This is a genomic window from Acinetobacter higginsii (assembly GCF_000369845.1).
GTDB classification, from domain to species: domain Bacteria; phylum Pseudomonadota; class Gammaproteobacteria; order Pseudomonadales; family Moraxellaceae; genus Acinetobacter; species Acinetobacter higginsii.
In genome coordinates this window covers 18,430-31,668 of the sequence record NZ_KB850211.1, presented here as the reverse complement: position 1 = coordinate 31,668, position 13,239 = coordinate 18,430, and the positions used below count along the sequence as shown (strand labels likewise).

The 13,239-nt window shown below is 39.9% G+C and carries 12 protein-coding genes and 1 pseudogene; 5 read left to right on the top strand and 8 right to left on the bottom strand.

Going from position 1 to position 13,239, the window contains the following annotated elements; genetic code table 11:
* Window positions 1–29: 29 nt before the first annotated feature.
* The 3 genes from fghA to F885_RS19835 form a co-directional block, all read right to left on the bottom strand.
* Complete coding sequence (fghA, locus tag F885_RS19825; RefSeq protein ID WP_005312120.1) at window positions 30–860, bottom strand: S-formylglutathione hydrolase; 831 nt, start codon at window positions 858–860, stop codon at window positions 30–32.
* Between the two features lie 228 nt (window positions 861–1,088).
* Window positions 1,089–2,201, bottom strand: a complete 1,113-nt coding sequence (locus F885_RS19830; RefSeq protein ID WP_000842149.1) for an S-(hydroxymethyl)glutathione dehydrogenase/class III alcohol dehydrogenase — start codon at window positions 2,199–2,201, stop codon at window positions 1,089–1,091.
* A gap of 21 nt (window positions 2,202–2,222) precedes the next feature.
* The gene (locus F885_RS19835) at window positions 2,223–2,498 is read right to left on the bottom strand and encodes a metal/formaldehyde-sensitive transcriptional repressor (RefSeq protein WP_001133624.1); all 276 of its coding nucleotides are present in this window, start codon (window positions 2,496–2,498) and stop codon (window positions 2,223–2,225) included.
* Window positions 2,499–2,965: 467 nt separating this feature from the next.
* On the opposite strand from F885_RS19835, the gene F885_RS19840 reads away from it, so the two are divergent.
* A complete protein-coding gene (locus tag F885_RS19840) occupies window positions 2,966–3,961 on the top strand; it encodes a zinc-dependent alcohol dehydrogenase family protein (RefSeq protein WP_005206914.1) in 996 nt (331 codons plus the stop codon).
* Entirely contained in the window at window positions 3,951–4,967 is a 1,017-nt protein-coding gene (locus tag F885_RS19845) for a zinc-dependent alcohol dehydrogenase family protein (protein WP_005312118.1), read from the top strand. Before F885_RS19840 ends, F885_RS19845 begins: the two co-directional genes overlap by 11 nt.
* Window positions 4,968–5,017: 50 nt before the next feature.
* Here the strand turns inward: F885_RS19845 and F885_RS19850 are convergent, their stop codons facing one another.
* Window positions 5,018–5,917 (bottom strand): LysR family transcriptional regulator, encoded by a 900-nt coding sequence (locus F885_RS19850; RefSeq protein ID WP_005206908.1) that lies wholly within the window; start codon window positions 5,915–5,917, stop codon window positions 5,018–5,020.
* 135 nt (window positions 5,918–6,052) lie between these two features.
* On the opposite strand from F885_RS19850, the gene F885_RS19855 reads away from it, so the two are divergent.
* From F885_RS19855 to F885_RS19865, 3 genes are all read left to right on the top strand, one after another.
* Entirely contained in the window at window positions 6,053–6,793 is a 741-nt protein-coding gene (locus F885_RS19855) for an SDR family oxidoreductase (protein ID WP_005228682.1), read from the top strand.
* 72 nt (window positions 6,794–6,865) lie between these two features.
* Window positions 6,866–7,864 (top strand): zinc-binding alcohol dehydrogenase family protein, encoded by a 999-nt coding sequence (locus F885_RS19860; protein WP_005206904.1) that lies wholly within the window; start codon window positions 6,866–6,868, stop codon window positions 7,862–7,864.
* 20 nt (window positions 7,865–7,884) lie between these two features.
* Window positions 7,885–8,169 carry a putative quinol monooxygenase gene (locus tag F885_RS19865; protein WP_005206902.1) on the top strand — a complete coding sequence of 95 codons (285 nt, stop codon included), beginning with the start codon at window positions 7,885–7,887 and terminating at the stop codon, window positions 8,167–8,169.
* On the opposite strand, the pseudogene F885_RS19870 reads toward F885_RS19865, so the two are convergent.
* The 4 genes and pseudogenes from F885_RS19870 to F885_RS19885 form a co-directional block, all read right to left on the bottom strand.
* Window positions 8,159–8,461, bottom strand: a pseudogene (locus F885_RS19870) (recombination directionality factor); the annotation flags it as partial. The gene F885_RS19865 and the pseudogene F885_RS19870 sit on opposite strands and share 11 nt — an antisense overlap.
* Window positions 8,462–8,486: 25 nt before the next feature.
* Complete coding sequence (locus F885_RS19875) at window positions 8,487–9,515, bottom strand: Fic family protein (protein WP_005312115.1); 1,029 nt, start codon at window positions 9,513–9,515, stop codon at window positions 8,487–8,489.
* Window position 9,516: 1 nt separating this feature from the next.
* Window positions 9,517–12,615, bottom strand: a complete 3,099-nt coding sequence (locus tag F885_RS19880; RefSeq protein WP_005312113.1) for an HsdR family type I site-specific deoxyribonuclease — start codon at window positions 12,613–12,615, stop codon at window positions 9,517–9,519.
* A gap of 60 nt (window positions 12,616–12,675) precedes the next feature.
* A complete protein-coding gene (locus tag F885_RS19885; RefSeq protein ID WP_005206896.1) occupies window positions 12,676–13,236 on the bottom strand; it encodes a nucleotidyltransferase family protein in 561 nt (186 codons plus the stop codon).
* Between the last annotated feature and the right edge of the window lie 3 nt (window positions 13,237–13,239).

Here is a 13,239-nt window from a genome sequence, read left to right as displayed (position 1 = left end):
CAACATGTACATCCTCATATCTATGAAAGTTATTTAGCTAGGAATTTGCTGTGAAACTCTATATGTTTCTCTATAAAGCTCGCAATGAAGTAATAGCTATGGTCATACCCTTCTCTTAGGTTAAGTGTAAGAGGATATTCTTGTTCCAAACAAATATTACTAAGAAGATTAGGTCTTAACTGTTCTTCAAGAAAATCATCAGCTGTTCCCTGGTCGACTAAAATAGGTAAATGAACTTCAGCGTTTTTGATTAATTCAATCGCATCATAGCTTTTCCATAAAGTTTCGGTTTCACCTAGGTAGTGTGTAAAAGCCTTTTTCCCCCAAGGTACTTGGCTAGGTGCAACAATTGGTGCAAAAGCAGAAATACTTTTATACAGCTCAGGGTTTTTTAACCCAATTACTAATGCACCATGACCACCCATGCTATGACCCATAATGCTTTGGACTTGATTGGTCGGAAAATTCAGGTCAATCAGATTTCTGAGTTCTTCCACAATATAATCATACATTTTGAAATGCTGTGACCAGGGTGCTTGTGTTGCATTCACATAGAATCCTGCGCCTTGGCCTAAATCATAATCTGCATGATCTGGTACATCCTCTCCACGTGGGCTGGTATCTGGTGCAACAATAATGACTTTATGTTCAGCCGCATACTTTTGTGCTCCGGCTTTAGTAATAAAGTTCTGTTCGTTGCAAGTCAGCCCTGATAACCAATATAAAACTGGCAACCGCTCATCTTTGTCATGAGGTGGCAGATATATTGAGAATTTCATTGAACAGTTTAATGCTGTTGACTGATGGCGATACACTTCTTGCGATCCACCAAAAGAAGCATGTTTCTCAATTATTTCCATAATCAATTACCTATGTTGAGCAAGACTTCATGAGAAATCGAGTAAACAAAGAGTCTCACATTCTCCACAGAGAATAGTGATAAAGATTTAAAATGTAGGCAGGTTTATTGAACCTATACACGATGCCTACACAGATAGATCGGTTTTACAGATAATGTGCCGTTTTAGAGGATTCCATGCATGTCATTCATGATGCACATGCATGGAAAACTATAAGGTCTGACGCAATTATTCGTAATGAATTACAGTACGAATTGACTTACCTTCATGCATTAGATCAAAGGCTTCATTGATCTGATCCAAGCCCATCGTATGTGTCACAAATGGTTCTAATTGAATTTTACCTTTCATGGCATCTTCAACCATTCCTGGAAGTTGCGTACGACCTTTTACGCCACCAAAGGCAGAACCTAGCCATTTACGACCAGTAACCAGTTGGAATGGACGGGTAGAGATTTCCTGACCTGCGCCAGCTACACCAATAATTACGGATTGTCCCCAGCCACGGTGTGCACTTTCAAGGGCTGCACGCATCACATTCACGTTACCAATACACTCAAATGAATGATCTACACCCCAGCCAGTCATTTCGACAATGACTTGCTGGATTGGTTTGTCGTAATCTTTAGGGTTCAAGAAGTCCGTTGCACCAAACTCTTTTGCCAGCGCAAATTTATCTGGATTCATGTCAACCACAATAATACGTCCTGCTTTAGCTTGACGTGCGGCTTGTACGACTGCCAAACCAATACCACCTAAACCAAAGACCGCAACACTATCACCTTCTTGTACTTTAGCCGTGTTGTGTACTGCACCGATACCTGTTGTTACACCACAACCCAGTAAGCAGACATGTTCGTGATTGGCTTCAGGATTGATTTTAGCCAATGATACTTCTGCCACTACCGTGTATTCACTGAACGTTGAGCAGCCCATATAGTGGTAAATCGGTTGACCATTGTAGGAAAAACGAGTGGTACCATCTGGCATTACGCCTCTACCTTGAGTTTCGCGAACGGAAATACACAAGTTCGATTTTCCAGATTTACAGAATACGCACTCGCCACATTCAGCGGTGTAAAGTGGAATGACATGATCACCTGGTTTGACGCTAGTTACGCCTTCACCAACCTCAACGACAACACCAGCACCCTCATGACCGAGAATAGCCGGAAAAACACCTTCAGGATCATCGCCAGATAAAGTAAATGCGTCGGTATGACACACACCGGTATGGGAGATCTTGATTAATACTTCACCTTTCTTCGGTGGTGCAACATCAACTTCAACAATTTGAAGAGGTTGACCAGGACCAAACGCAACGGCAGCACGTGACTTCATGGAATAATTCCTTATACAGATCTATTTTAAATATGATTTTAGAATCTTAGCGATTTCAGCCAATTCTTCTTTTCGTTGTTGTTCTGTGGTTTCACCTGATACTAAAGTGTCCTTTAAATGAACCTCTAACATCTCATTCATTAAACCATTAATAGCACCACGCACAGAGCATATTTGTTGCAGAATTGCACCACATTCCACATTGTCTTCTAACGCTTTTTCAATCGCTTGCGTCTGACCTTTGATCTTTCTGACGCGTAGAAGAATCTTTTTTTTGTCTTCAACCTGATTAGGCATCAGACCTCCTTATTTGCTAGCTTTTATACTATAGTACCCCATAGTATAAAAAAAGCAATATTTTTTATAAATCGAAAATCAAAAAGCTCTTTAGCGAAAATTTTCTATCCCTGTTTTTAGTTTTTTTTAAATTAACATCATAGAGCTTATGCGAAAGTCACAAAAAAATGGGACTTTTAGCTCCCATTTTTTATTTTGGCTCATGTTCTTTGTAATGCTGTGACCTTTTAGAATTATGTTTCAAATTTTAGCCACTTTGTAGATATTTTAAACGTTTCAAGCCTTGAAAATACTACCGACAGTTTAGATTAAACTGCCTTTACAGACTGTACTAGAATATTTTTAGTGAGCGGATGATATTTATTATTCATTATTTAGGAATTATTAAATCCTATAAATATCATTTATTGGATTAATTTACTTTGGTACTGTGCATATCATCCCCCAGTTAAGAATAAGGAACAACTATGAATAAGATGATGAATGCTCTTATCCTAGAAAATTTTGGCGATCATGAATTTACACGTGTAGAACTCCCTATACCTCAACCAGAGGCTGGGCAAGTTCTAGTACGTATTCATGCTAGTGGTGTAAACCCTATTGATTATAAAATTCGTCTTGGTGAAGCACCATATGCTATGCCAGAACTTCCTGCCGTGTTAGGAACAGATATGGCTGGGGTTGTAACTGCTGTTGGTGAAGGTGTCACCCACTTCAACGTCGGAGATGAAGTTTACGGTCTGATAGGTGGCGTTCGTGGTCTTCAAGGATCTTTAGCAGAATATGTTGTAGCAGATGCTGATCTGATCGCATTAAAGCCACGCAATATCTCTATGCGCGAGGCAGCAGTACTACCATTGACGTTCCTCACCGCTTGGGAAGGTTTAGTGGATAATGCGAAGGTCCAACCAGGGCAAACTGTACTGGTTCAGGGTGGTGCTGGTGGCGTTGGTTATATGGTGGTTCAGCTTGCAAAAGCACTTGATGCAAATGTTTGGGCGACTGGTCGTACAGCTGATCAATCACTGATTTCAGAACTCGGTGCAACACCTCTCGATTACACAACAGCATCTTCCGATGACATTATTGCTGCAAGCCCTGAGGGTCAAGGTTTTAACATTGTTTACGACACTGTGGGTGGTCCAGTACTCGAAGCTTCACTTTCCATGACAACTCACTATGGCCACATTACCAGCTGTGCTGCATTTGGTAATCATAATTTAGCGAGTTCATCTCTACGTTGTGCCACAGTGTCTGGCGTATTCGTCCTAATGCCGATGTTAACAGGCAATCGCCGTGCTCATCATGGTGATATCCTTAAGATCGCGACTCGTCTCGTTGAGGAAGGTAAACTGCGTCCTATTGTTGATCCTCGTCATTTTACTCTAGACCAAGCGATTGAGGCTCATGATGCTGTTCAAGATCGCTCTGCCAATATTAAGGTCGTGATTGATGTCATTTAATGCACTTCAGGCCAAGACTTGGCGCTTCAATTCTATTGGAGATCCAGATGTTCTGACATTAGAAACACTTCCTGTGGCTTTACCAGCCGCAGGAGAAGTTCTAATCCAGATGAAAACGATCGGACTCAACCGGGCTGATGTAATGTTTCGGCGTGGTACTTATATTCAAAAGGCAGTATTCCCTTCTCGTCTGGGATATGAGGGAGCAGGCATAGTTCTGGCGATAGGTGAAGGTGTACGCCAATTTTCTCCAGGAGATGCAGTATCGATTCTTCCGACTGACAATCTAGCCAAATATGGGACATATGCGGACAAGCTTCTGATTCCAGAAACTTTTTTAGTTCACAAACCCGATAGTTTAAGTTGGGAAGAAGCTTCTTCAATCTGGATGCAGTATTTGACGGCTTGGGGTGGTGTAATCCATGCTGGTGGAGTTTCGAAAGGAAAAACGATCTTGATCACAGCAGCTTCAAGTAGTGTAGGACTAGCTGCGATACAGATAGCTGAAGCAGCGGGTGCTAAGGTCATTGCAAGTACACAAACGATAGAGAAAAAGCAACGTTTACTGGATCTCGGTGTTAAAAATGTTATAGCCAGTGAAGATGAACCAGATTTGTATGAGGCGCTTGTTTCACGTTTGGGTGGAGAATATCTTGATGTCGCCTTCGATGCTGTAGGAGGGCCACATATTGAACAGATTGCAAAAGCGATGTCTATAGGAGGAACTATGGTTATGCATGGTGCACTTAGCCCGGAGATCACACCATTTCCCCTTAAAGTTGCATTACGCAAGAGCTTAACCATGCGAGGTTTTTTGTTCCTTGAGGTTCTCCATGACCCTGTTCTAAGGGAGCAAGCCAGACGATTTATTCTTAGCAGTATAGGTGCAGGATATCTTCGTCCAGTGATCGACTGTTGCTTTGACTTTGAGGACATGCATGATGCTCAGCGCTATCTTGAATCAAATCAGCAAATAGGAAAAATTGTTGTTACTCTAAATACATGATGGTCTTATCTGATTTCTACTTTCTAGAAAAAAGGTTAGTTCCATCTGATTCAGGTTTCTATATGGCCCAGCACTTCCGTTAAGTAATCAAACAATGCTCTGATTCGCAAAGGTGTCGGGCCCCGCTGTGGACGATATAAATACAGGCGCCAAACGGGAGAGGTTTCCTCATGAAGTATCTGAATGAGCTTACCACTCCTAAGCCACGGCAAAACTAGAAATCCAGGCATGTGTCCGAATCCGACTCCAGCGAGAATCGCTTGAAATTCAGCTTCTAGATCATCTGTAATAAAACGGGGATTTGATGGCGTAAAGTTTCGACTTTCGGTGAATGTCCATGGCCAGTAACGCCCTGTTTTATGATCGACTAGTGCTGTTAGAGGGTATTTATCAAGGTCAATAATTTTTTTAGGCATTCCAACCTTATCAATTAACTCTGGCGTACCCACAGAATAAAAGTTCACTTTCGCCAATTCCCTTGCTACATATCGATTGTCCGGCAAAAATCCAAATCTGATCCCGATATCTATCCGCTCATCGATCACATCCGAGTGTGAATCTGTTAGCACACAATCCACGACAATATCTGGATAACGTGTGGCAAATTCTGCTAGTGCAGGTACTACCAATTTACGCCCTAACACAGACGACACAGTAAGACGGACAGTCCCACGCATTTCATCTCGTTTTTCCTTGGTGTCTTTTACAAGCAAAGCATCAATGGATCCCACCGCAAAACGTGCTTGCTTTGCCAAACGCTCACCATCAGCGGTAATTTTAATTTGTCGAGTACTCCTGTAGAACAGAATCTCTCCGCGCTGCTCTTCTAGCTCTTTTATTGCCCGTGTCACTACCTGTGGGGAAATACCCAGCTGAGTTGCTGCCTCTTTAAAATTTCGAGACTCTGCTGCGACACAAAAGATACGTATCATTTCCAATTTGTTCTGCATGTCCAATCCTGTGTTCTGGTAATTATTCCGTAAATAGGAATTCTGAAAGATAATATTATTCATTTATTATACCTAACAAGGCTGTAATACTTAATCCAGCAAATATGATTGACAGATAGGTTGAAGGTTACTTGTATGAATAATATAGAAAATAAAGTTATTGTTATCACAGGTGCAAGTAGTGGTTTAGGTGAAGCTACTGCTCGCTTACTTGCTAAAAAAGGTGCAAAGGTTGTACTTGGTGCTAGACGTAATGAAAAATTAGAGGCTATTGTTCACGACATTCGTGCTGAAGGTGGTCAAGCTGAATTTATTGGTATGGATATAACCAAACCACATGAAGTACAAGCACTTATTGAAAAGGCATTAAGCGCATTTGGTCAAATCGATGTATTGGTAAACAATGCTGGATTAATGTCTATTGCACCATTAAGTGAGCTAAAAGTTGATGAATGGGATCGTATGATCGACATTAATATTAAAGGTGTTCTTTATGGTATAGCAGCTACCCTACCTGTTTTCCAAAAACAAAACTTTGGACACTTTATTAATCTCGCATCTGTTGCAGGGATAAAAGTATTTAGTCCAGGAGGTACTGTTTATAGCGGTACTAAGTTTGCTGTAAGAGCCATCTCAGAAGGACTTCGTCATGAAGTTGGGGGAACCATTAGAACGACTACTATTGAGCCTGGTGCAGTTGAGTCAGAACTAAAATTTGGTTCTTCTCATAAAGAAAGCTCAGAGTTTGTTACTGATTTCTACAAACAAGCCATACCAGCTGACTCAGTCGCTCGAGCAATTGCTTATGCAATTGAACAGCCTGCGGATGTAGATATTAATGAAATTGTTTTGCGCCCAACGAGCCAAGAGTTTTAATTATTGAATAACATAAAATGGGAGCACTTCGCTCCTATTTTTACTATATTTTTTAAATTTAAGGACAAATCTATGAAAGCCGTATCGTATGTTATAAATAACCATGATGATTTTAAAAATTCATTGGTAGATATTGAAAAAGCAAAGCCTACGCTTAAGGAGCGTGATGTACTGGTAAAAGTTCAGGCAATCTCTGTGAATCCAGTTGATACCAAAGTGAGAAAAAATTCGTCTGAAGCAAATAATCGTATTTTAGGTTGGGATGCCGTTGGGGAAATTATCGAAGTTGGCTCAAAAGTTACCTCGTTTAAAGTAGGAGATTCTGTTTGGTATGCTGGCGATTTAACCCGAGATGGTAGTAATGCTGAGTTTCAAGCAGTCGATGAACGAATTATCAGTCTTAAACCAATTACAGTATCTAATGCAGAAGCAGCAGCATTGCCATTAACTGCAATAACGGCATGGGAAATGCTTTTTGATCGGTTTCAAATTTCAGAAACAGAAGTTGGCAGTATTTTAATTATTGGTGGTGCAGGCGGTGTAGGATCAATCGCTATCCAACTCCTAAAAGCAAAAACAAATCTGACGGTTATAGCAACTGCTTCGCGTGAAGAAACGAAATCTTGGGTGGAATCACTTGGTGCCGACCATGTCATTGATCATAGCAAAGATTTAAATGCACAAATTGAGACACTAGGCATTGCAAAACCAAAATACGTATTCTCTACAAATCATACAGAAACATATATCAAGCAAATAGTTTCTCTGATTGCACCACAAGGCAAGCTTGGATTGATCGATGATCCACAAACATTTGATATTATGCCGTTTAAGACTAAATCTATTTCTATCCATTGGGAGTTGATGTTCACTCGTTCAATGTATGAAACCGATGATATTGAAAAGCAAGGTGATCTGTTGCAACAGGTTGCCCAATTAGTTGACCAGCAAAAAATTAGAAGTACCCTCAACCAAAATCTAGGCAAAATTAACGCTTCACACTTGGAGAAGGCGCATAAGTTACTTGAATCAGGCAAGTCAAAAGGCAAAATTGTACTAGAAAACTTCTAAAACAAATTAAAGGTGAAATAATGACTATTTCAGTAATTGCGAACTTTAAGGCAAAATCAGATCAAAAAGAGAGGTTAGAAGCGCTTTTACAAAGTGTAATAGAGCCTACGCTTCAAGAAGAAGGATGCTTGAAATATGAGCTTTATATTAGCGAAAATGACTCGAGTAGATATTTCTTCTTAGAAGAATGGCGTAGCAGGGAGGATTTAGATATCCATATAGCGTCTGATTATATTCAAAGTTTATTTGGTAATATCCAATCGCTCATTGAATCAAGTGATATTGTAGAAATCAAAAAAATATAGCCTTCTTGCTCTTTTCATCAATTTGCTTGGCCTGAGTACTGGTATCATTCAGGCCAATACCCTCCCGTAAAGTTAGATCCACGTAATACACAGGTTGGCGATAGCTTTGTGTGGTGCTTTTGTCTCTTAAAGTGAGTTGCAATGGTAGGCACGACAGTAAGCCTCCTGAAGCTGCACTGTAGTAACTCAATCGTGTAGCCAAGGTTCGAATACTATTAAAGCCAGGGGTTCTAAAGATGAAGGTCCCAAATTCATCTGAGTCATCCAAATTCATATGCAAGCACCCATAGGGGATTTATCCATAATTGAAAGTATTGTTATCTTTTTAATCTATATTTTTGCTTCGGACTTTTCGGTTTATCAGGAATGGTACGTTCAATCAAATTTGCTTCTATTGCTGGATTCAAGTAATTCTTTTGGAACGTTGCTCGATGCGTTAAACCCACAAATTGCATCAACTCAGCCAAGGTATAATCATCTTGCCCTAATGCTGAAATTAAACGCTGTACTTGATCACTGAGTTCTTTATGGACATGTATGCCAGCTTGAGCGGTAACATGATCGCTAGCTTGAGCGGTGTCTTGATCGCTTTGTGTAGAGTCAAGGATTGCATCTAAAATCATCTGCAAAATGAATTCAATAAATGGTGCTGAATCAGTACGATCTGTACTTGCTTGCAATGCTTCGTAATAAGCTTTTTGATTTTGATAGATCAGACTTTCAACTGGGATATTGGCAAAGATTGAATTCCACCCACTCAGGATCAATGTTTGCCATAGTCTACCCATTCGGCCATTACCATCTGCAAATGGATGGATAAATTCAAACTCATAATGAAATACTGAACTTTGGATTAGTGGATGTATTTCTCTATCATTTAACCATTCTAGTAAATCAGCCATTAAACGTGGAACTTGATTGGCAGGTGGAGCCATATGTACCACTCGATCACCTGACATTACGCCCACACCACCATGACGATATTGACCGATTTCATCAATCAAGCCTGTCATTAAAATTTGATGTGCTTGTAATAAGTCTACTTCTTGGCTTGGCTGCCATTGTTGAAATGCTTCATAGGCTTTAATGGCATTGCGCACTTCCTGAACTTCTTTCGGAGGTGCAATCACAGTCTTACCATTTAGAATCGCCGTGATTTGTTCTGTACTTAACGTATTCCCTTCTATCGCAAGTGAACCTTGAATAGTACGGATACGATTGGCTTTTCTGAGTTTTAAGCTGTCCTGAATTTCCTCTAAAACAGTCAAACGCCCTATATTCTCACTGATCTGAGCAATCAGATGAATGATTTTTGAGGTGATGGTATAAGGCGGTTGGTATTTCATACTAAATTTTTCCCCCTACCCCTTTAAACTTTTCAACGAACGCTGCAATTTTTTGAAAAATGCTCTGCTTTTTGGTTAAGTATTGTGGGTTTAATGGACTCATTTTAGGCAGAATAGCATTGAGCTCAGTGCCATTATCACTGGCAAATTCCCGTTTCAGCGAGGTCGCAATATAACGTCTCGCTGCATCCTCATTCAGGTTCTCGGCGCCAATCAGTTCTTGTACTTCACGCTGTTGTTCTGCTTGAGCAAAGGTGAAGAAAGTATCAATCACGCTAGCCTTATCACCAATCTGATCTAAGTCTGTTTGATTAATAAAATCGACCAGTAGACTTTCTTTGGCACGGTTGCCTAGGTTAGCACGGATCACTCGGCGCACATCCTCAACTAACGTTGCCTTATCTTTCACCTTTTTATTGTTCTCAAAAATCAGCTCTAGAATGTAATCCAGATTGATTTCTTGTGATTTCAGCAAGTCTACTTCAAAAACTACATCATCCCAATCAATGGTCGATTTTTCTTTTTGTTCAGCCAATTTTTCCCGACGTAACCAATCACGAATATCATTATAAGTGGAACGGTAATCTTGGATTTTTCGTTCAGCTGGCATCTGAATGGTTTGCAAGGCTGACAGATCCTCATCGCTTAAGTAATGTTGGGTCTTGAATACTTCAACTGCCACAAGGTCATTCGCATCAACATTCTGCAAAGCCTTTAGGCTGGCGTATTCATCGTAGTTTTGCAACACATTTTCTACACGCAAGTATTCGCCAAATAATTTCGTAAAGGCTTTTTTATCTGATTCTTTAAAAATTTCATCGGGGTTAGGAAAGCGTTGTTCTAATTCTTTCACAATATCCACAAAACCGCGCCGTGCATCACCAGTCACCACATCGGTAAAGCCTTCCATGTATTCCTTATAACTTTTTTCTAGCACCACATTCTTAGTGTTTTTATCACCAAATAAAGTAATCGCATCAATGGTCGCTTGCTCTAGGTCTCGAAAAGTAACAATATTGCCGAACGTTTTGGTGGCATCATAAATACGATTGGTACGCGAATAGGCCTGCATCAACCCATGATAACGTAGATTTTTATCTACAAATAAAGTGTTAAGCGTAGGGGCATCGAATCCTGTCAGGAACATCCCTACCACAATCAGCAAATCTATTTCTTTGGCTTTGACTTGCTTGGCAAGATCACGGTAATAATTTTGAAAACCCTTACTATCAACACTAAAATTGGTTTTAAACAATTTATTGTAGTCCGCAATTGCGGCGTTTAAAAACTCTTTTGCACTACTGTTCATGGCTGAAATATCAAAACTTTCATCCTGAATATCACCTACGGCATCTTGCTCCTCATTGGCTGCAAAGGAAAAAATAGTGGCAATCTTTAAAGGCTTGTCACTGTTTTTTTGCAGGTTGTTGAGTGACTCATAATACAGCTTGGCAGCTTCTACACTACTGACGGCAAACATGGCATTAAAGCCCTTGCTACCCGCTTGTAAGCGGTGCGTTTTCTGGCGGAAATTATTCAGGATGTACTGGCTAATTTCACGGATGCGGTCGGGATGCAATAAGGCTTGTTTGTTTTCCGCTGCACTGAGTTTTTTCTCATCCTGTTCGGTTTCGATGATTTTAAACTGTGGACGTACATCATTGTAGTCCACTTTAAATTTCAGCACTTTCTCATCACGAATCGCATCGGTGATGACATAAGAATGCAACTCACGGCCAAATACGCTGGCTGTAGTTTCAGCACTAAGGGCGTTTTGTGGAAAAATAGGCGTACCCGTAAAGCCAAACTGATAGTACTTTTTAAACTTCTTCTTCAGGTTTTTCTGAGCTTCACCAAACTGGCTGCGATGACATTCATCAAAAATAAATACTACTTGCTTGTTATAAATGGGCAAGTCACCTTCACTTTTAATCAGGTTATTGAGTTTTTGGATGGTGGTGACAATAATTTTATTATCATCTTTATCCAAGTTCCGTTTTAAACCTGCGGTACTGTCTGAACCATTGACGCTATCGGGCGAAAAGCGCTGGTATTCTTTCATGGTCTGATAATCAAGGTCTTTGCGATCTACCACAAAAAAAACCTTGTCAATAAAATCCAGCTCAGTTGCTAAACGTGCTGCTTTAAAACTGGTCAAGGTTTTGCCAGAACCTGTAGTGTGCCAAATAAAACCGCCACTTTCGGTATTGTTCCAGTTTTTGGCTTGATACGAACTTTGGACTTTCCACAAAATGCGCTCGGTAGCCGCAATCTGGTAAGGACGCATCACCAACAAGGTATCGCTGATATCGAAAACAGAGTAATGCAGCAGCACATTCAGCAAAGTATTTTTTTGGAAAAAAGTAGCCGTGAAGTCCTTCAGATCTTTGATTAGGCTATTATCGGCCTTGGCCCAGTTCATAGTGAAGTCGAAACTATTTTTATTACGTGTCGTCGTATTGGCAAAATAACGACTATCAGTCCCATTAGAAATCACAAACAGCTGTAAATATTTATAGAGGGAATTTTCGCTATTAAAACTTTCTTTGCTGTAACGGTGTACCTGATTAAAAGCTTCACGGATGGCGATGCCACGTTTTTTTAGTTCGACCTGCACCAAAGGCAAGCCATTTACTAAAATGGTGACATCGTAACGGTTTGCATGGCTGCCTTTTTGCTCAAACTGCTTAATCACCTGCACTTTATTACGAGCAACGTTCTTCTTATCTAAAAGGTAGATGTTTTGAATATGCCCATCATCAAAGACAAAATCATGAATATAGTCGTCATGAATCTTGCGGGTTTTATCAACAACACTGTCACTCGGTCTATCCAAATAGATTTCAACAAAGCGTAACCATTCGCCATCAGAAAACTGTACGTTATTCAATGCTTGAAGTTGCTCACGTACATTTGCCAACAAAGCTTTAGCATTGTTTAAAATGGGCAAATATTCATAGCCTTGATTGACCAAGTCCTGAATGAATTCGCGCTCTAAATCCCCTTCACTTTGGTAGCTGTCAACCGCTTGCCATTCTTTGCAATATTTATCTAAGACAATAAAATTGTTAGTTTCGGCAATAGGCTTATAATTAGTCATGGTTTTGATTCCATTGATTTTTGACCGAGAAGATAGGTCCAAAGTGATTTTTAGAATTTTTTAGATAAAATTGCGTTTAAATTTTTCGTGATTTTCAATATTGCTTTGAATATCTTCATGATTCCAAATTTGCAATTCCCAAGGGAAATAAAAATTACTTCTGTTTTTAAAGTAGATATGCAAACCACGATAGCCTTCTTTATCCCGCAAATACCAGTTTTTAAGGTTTAGTTCATCTTGCCAGTCATCCAGCAAATCCATCACGCTCTCAATTTCTTCAGTCGTTAAAATAATACGTGCACCAAAAATATCATTAAGCCAATTATTTACAGGATATTGGTCTTCACGAGCAGAATAGCGCTGTATTTTGTCATCAATACTTTCACGGGTTTTTACTCGGTAAAAATATTTGATGTCTATATCTGCGGTCATCAAGTAGTCATTAATGCTTTCGTGTAAGGTTAAACGGTATTTATAAATATGTGCAGCAGGCACGTGCCGAATGGTTTTAGAGAGGTTAATTTTCTCAATTTTGCCATGTTCAAAATAATCCTTGGAAAAATCACGGTGCAAACGGTTAACTTCGCGAATGAGTTGTTTGACTTGACCAATTTTTTCCATGTT

Bases quoted from the DNA above. Each gene is read 5' to 3' on its own strand.
- fghA (WP_005312120.1), bottom strand. From the start codon at position 860: ATGGAAATAATTGAGAAACATGCTTCTTTTGGTGGATCGCAAGAAGTG.
- F885_RS19830 (WP_000842149.1), bottom strand. From the start codon at position 2,201: ATGAAGTCACGTGCTGCCGTTGCGTTTGGTCCTGGTCAACCTCTTCAA.
- F885_RS19835 (WP_001133624.1), bottom strand. From the start codon at position 2,498: ATGCCTAATCAGGTTGAAGACAAAAAAAAGATTCTTCTACGCGTCAGA.
- F885_RS19840 (WP_005206914.1), top strand. From the start codon at position 2,966: ATGAATAAGATGATGAATGCTCTTATCCTAGAAAATTTTGGCGATCAT.
- F885_RS19845 (WP_005312118.1), top strand. From the start codon at position 3,951: ATGTCATTTAATGCACTTCAGGCCAAGACTTGGCGCTTCAATTCTATT.
- F885_RS19850 (WP_005206908.1), bottom strand. From the start codon at position 5,917: ATGCAGAACAAATTGGAAATGATACGTATCTTTTGTGTCGCAGCAGAG.
- F885_RS19855 (WP_005228682.1), top strand. From the start codon at position 6,053: ATGAATAATATAGAAAATAAAGTTATTGTTATCACAGGTGCAAGTAGT.
- F885_RS19860 (WP_005206904.1), top strand. From the start codon at position 6,866: ATGAAAGCCGTATCGTATGTTATAAATAACCATGATGATTTTAAAAAT.
- F885_RS19865 (WP_005206902.1), top strand. From the start codon at position 7,885: ATGACTATTTCAGTAATTGCGAACTTTAAGGCAAAATCAGATCAAAAA.
- F885_RS19875 (WP_005312115.1), bottom strand. From the start codon at position 9,515: ATGAAATACCAACCGCCTTATACCATCACCTCAAAAATCATTCATCTG.
- F885_RS19880 (WP_005312113.1), bottom strand. From the start codon at position 12,615: ATGACTAATTATAAGCCTATTGCCGAAACTAACAATTTTATTGTCTTA.
- F885_RS19885 (WP_005206896.1), bottom strand. From the start codon at position 13,236: ATGGAAAAAATTGGTCAAGTCAAACAACTCATTCGCGAAGTTAACCGT.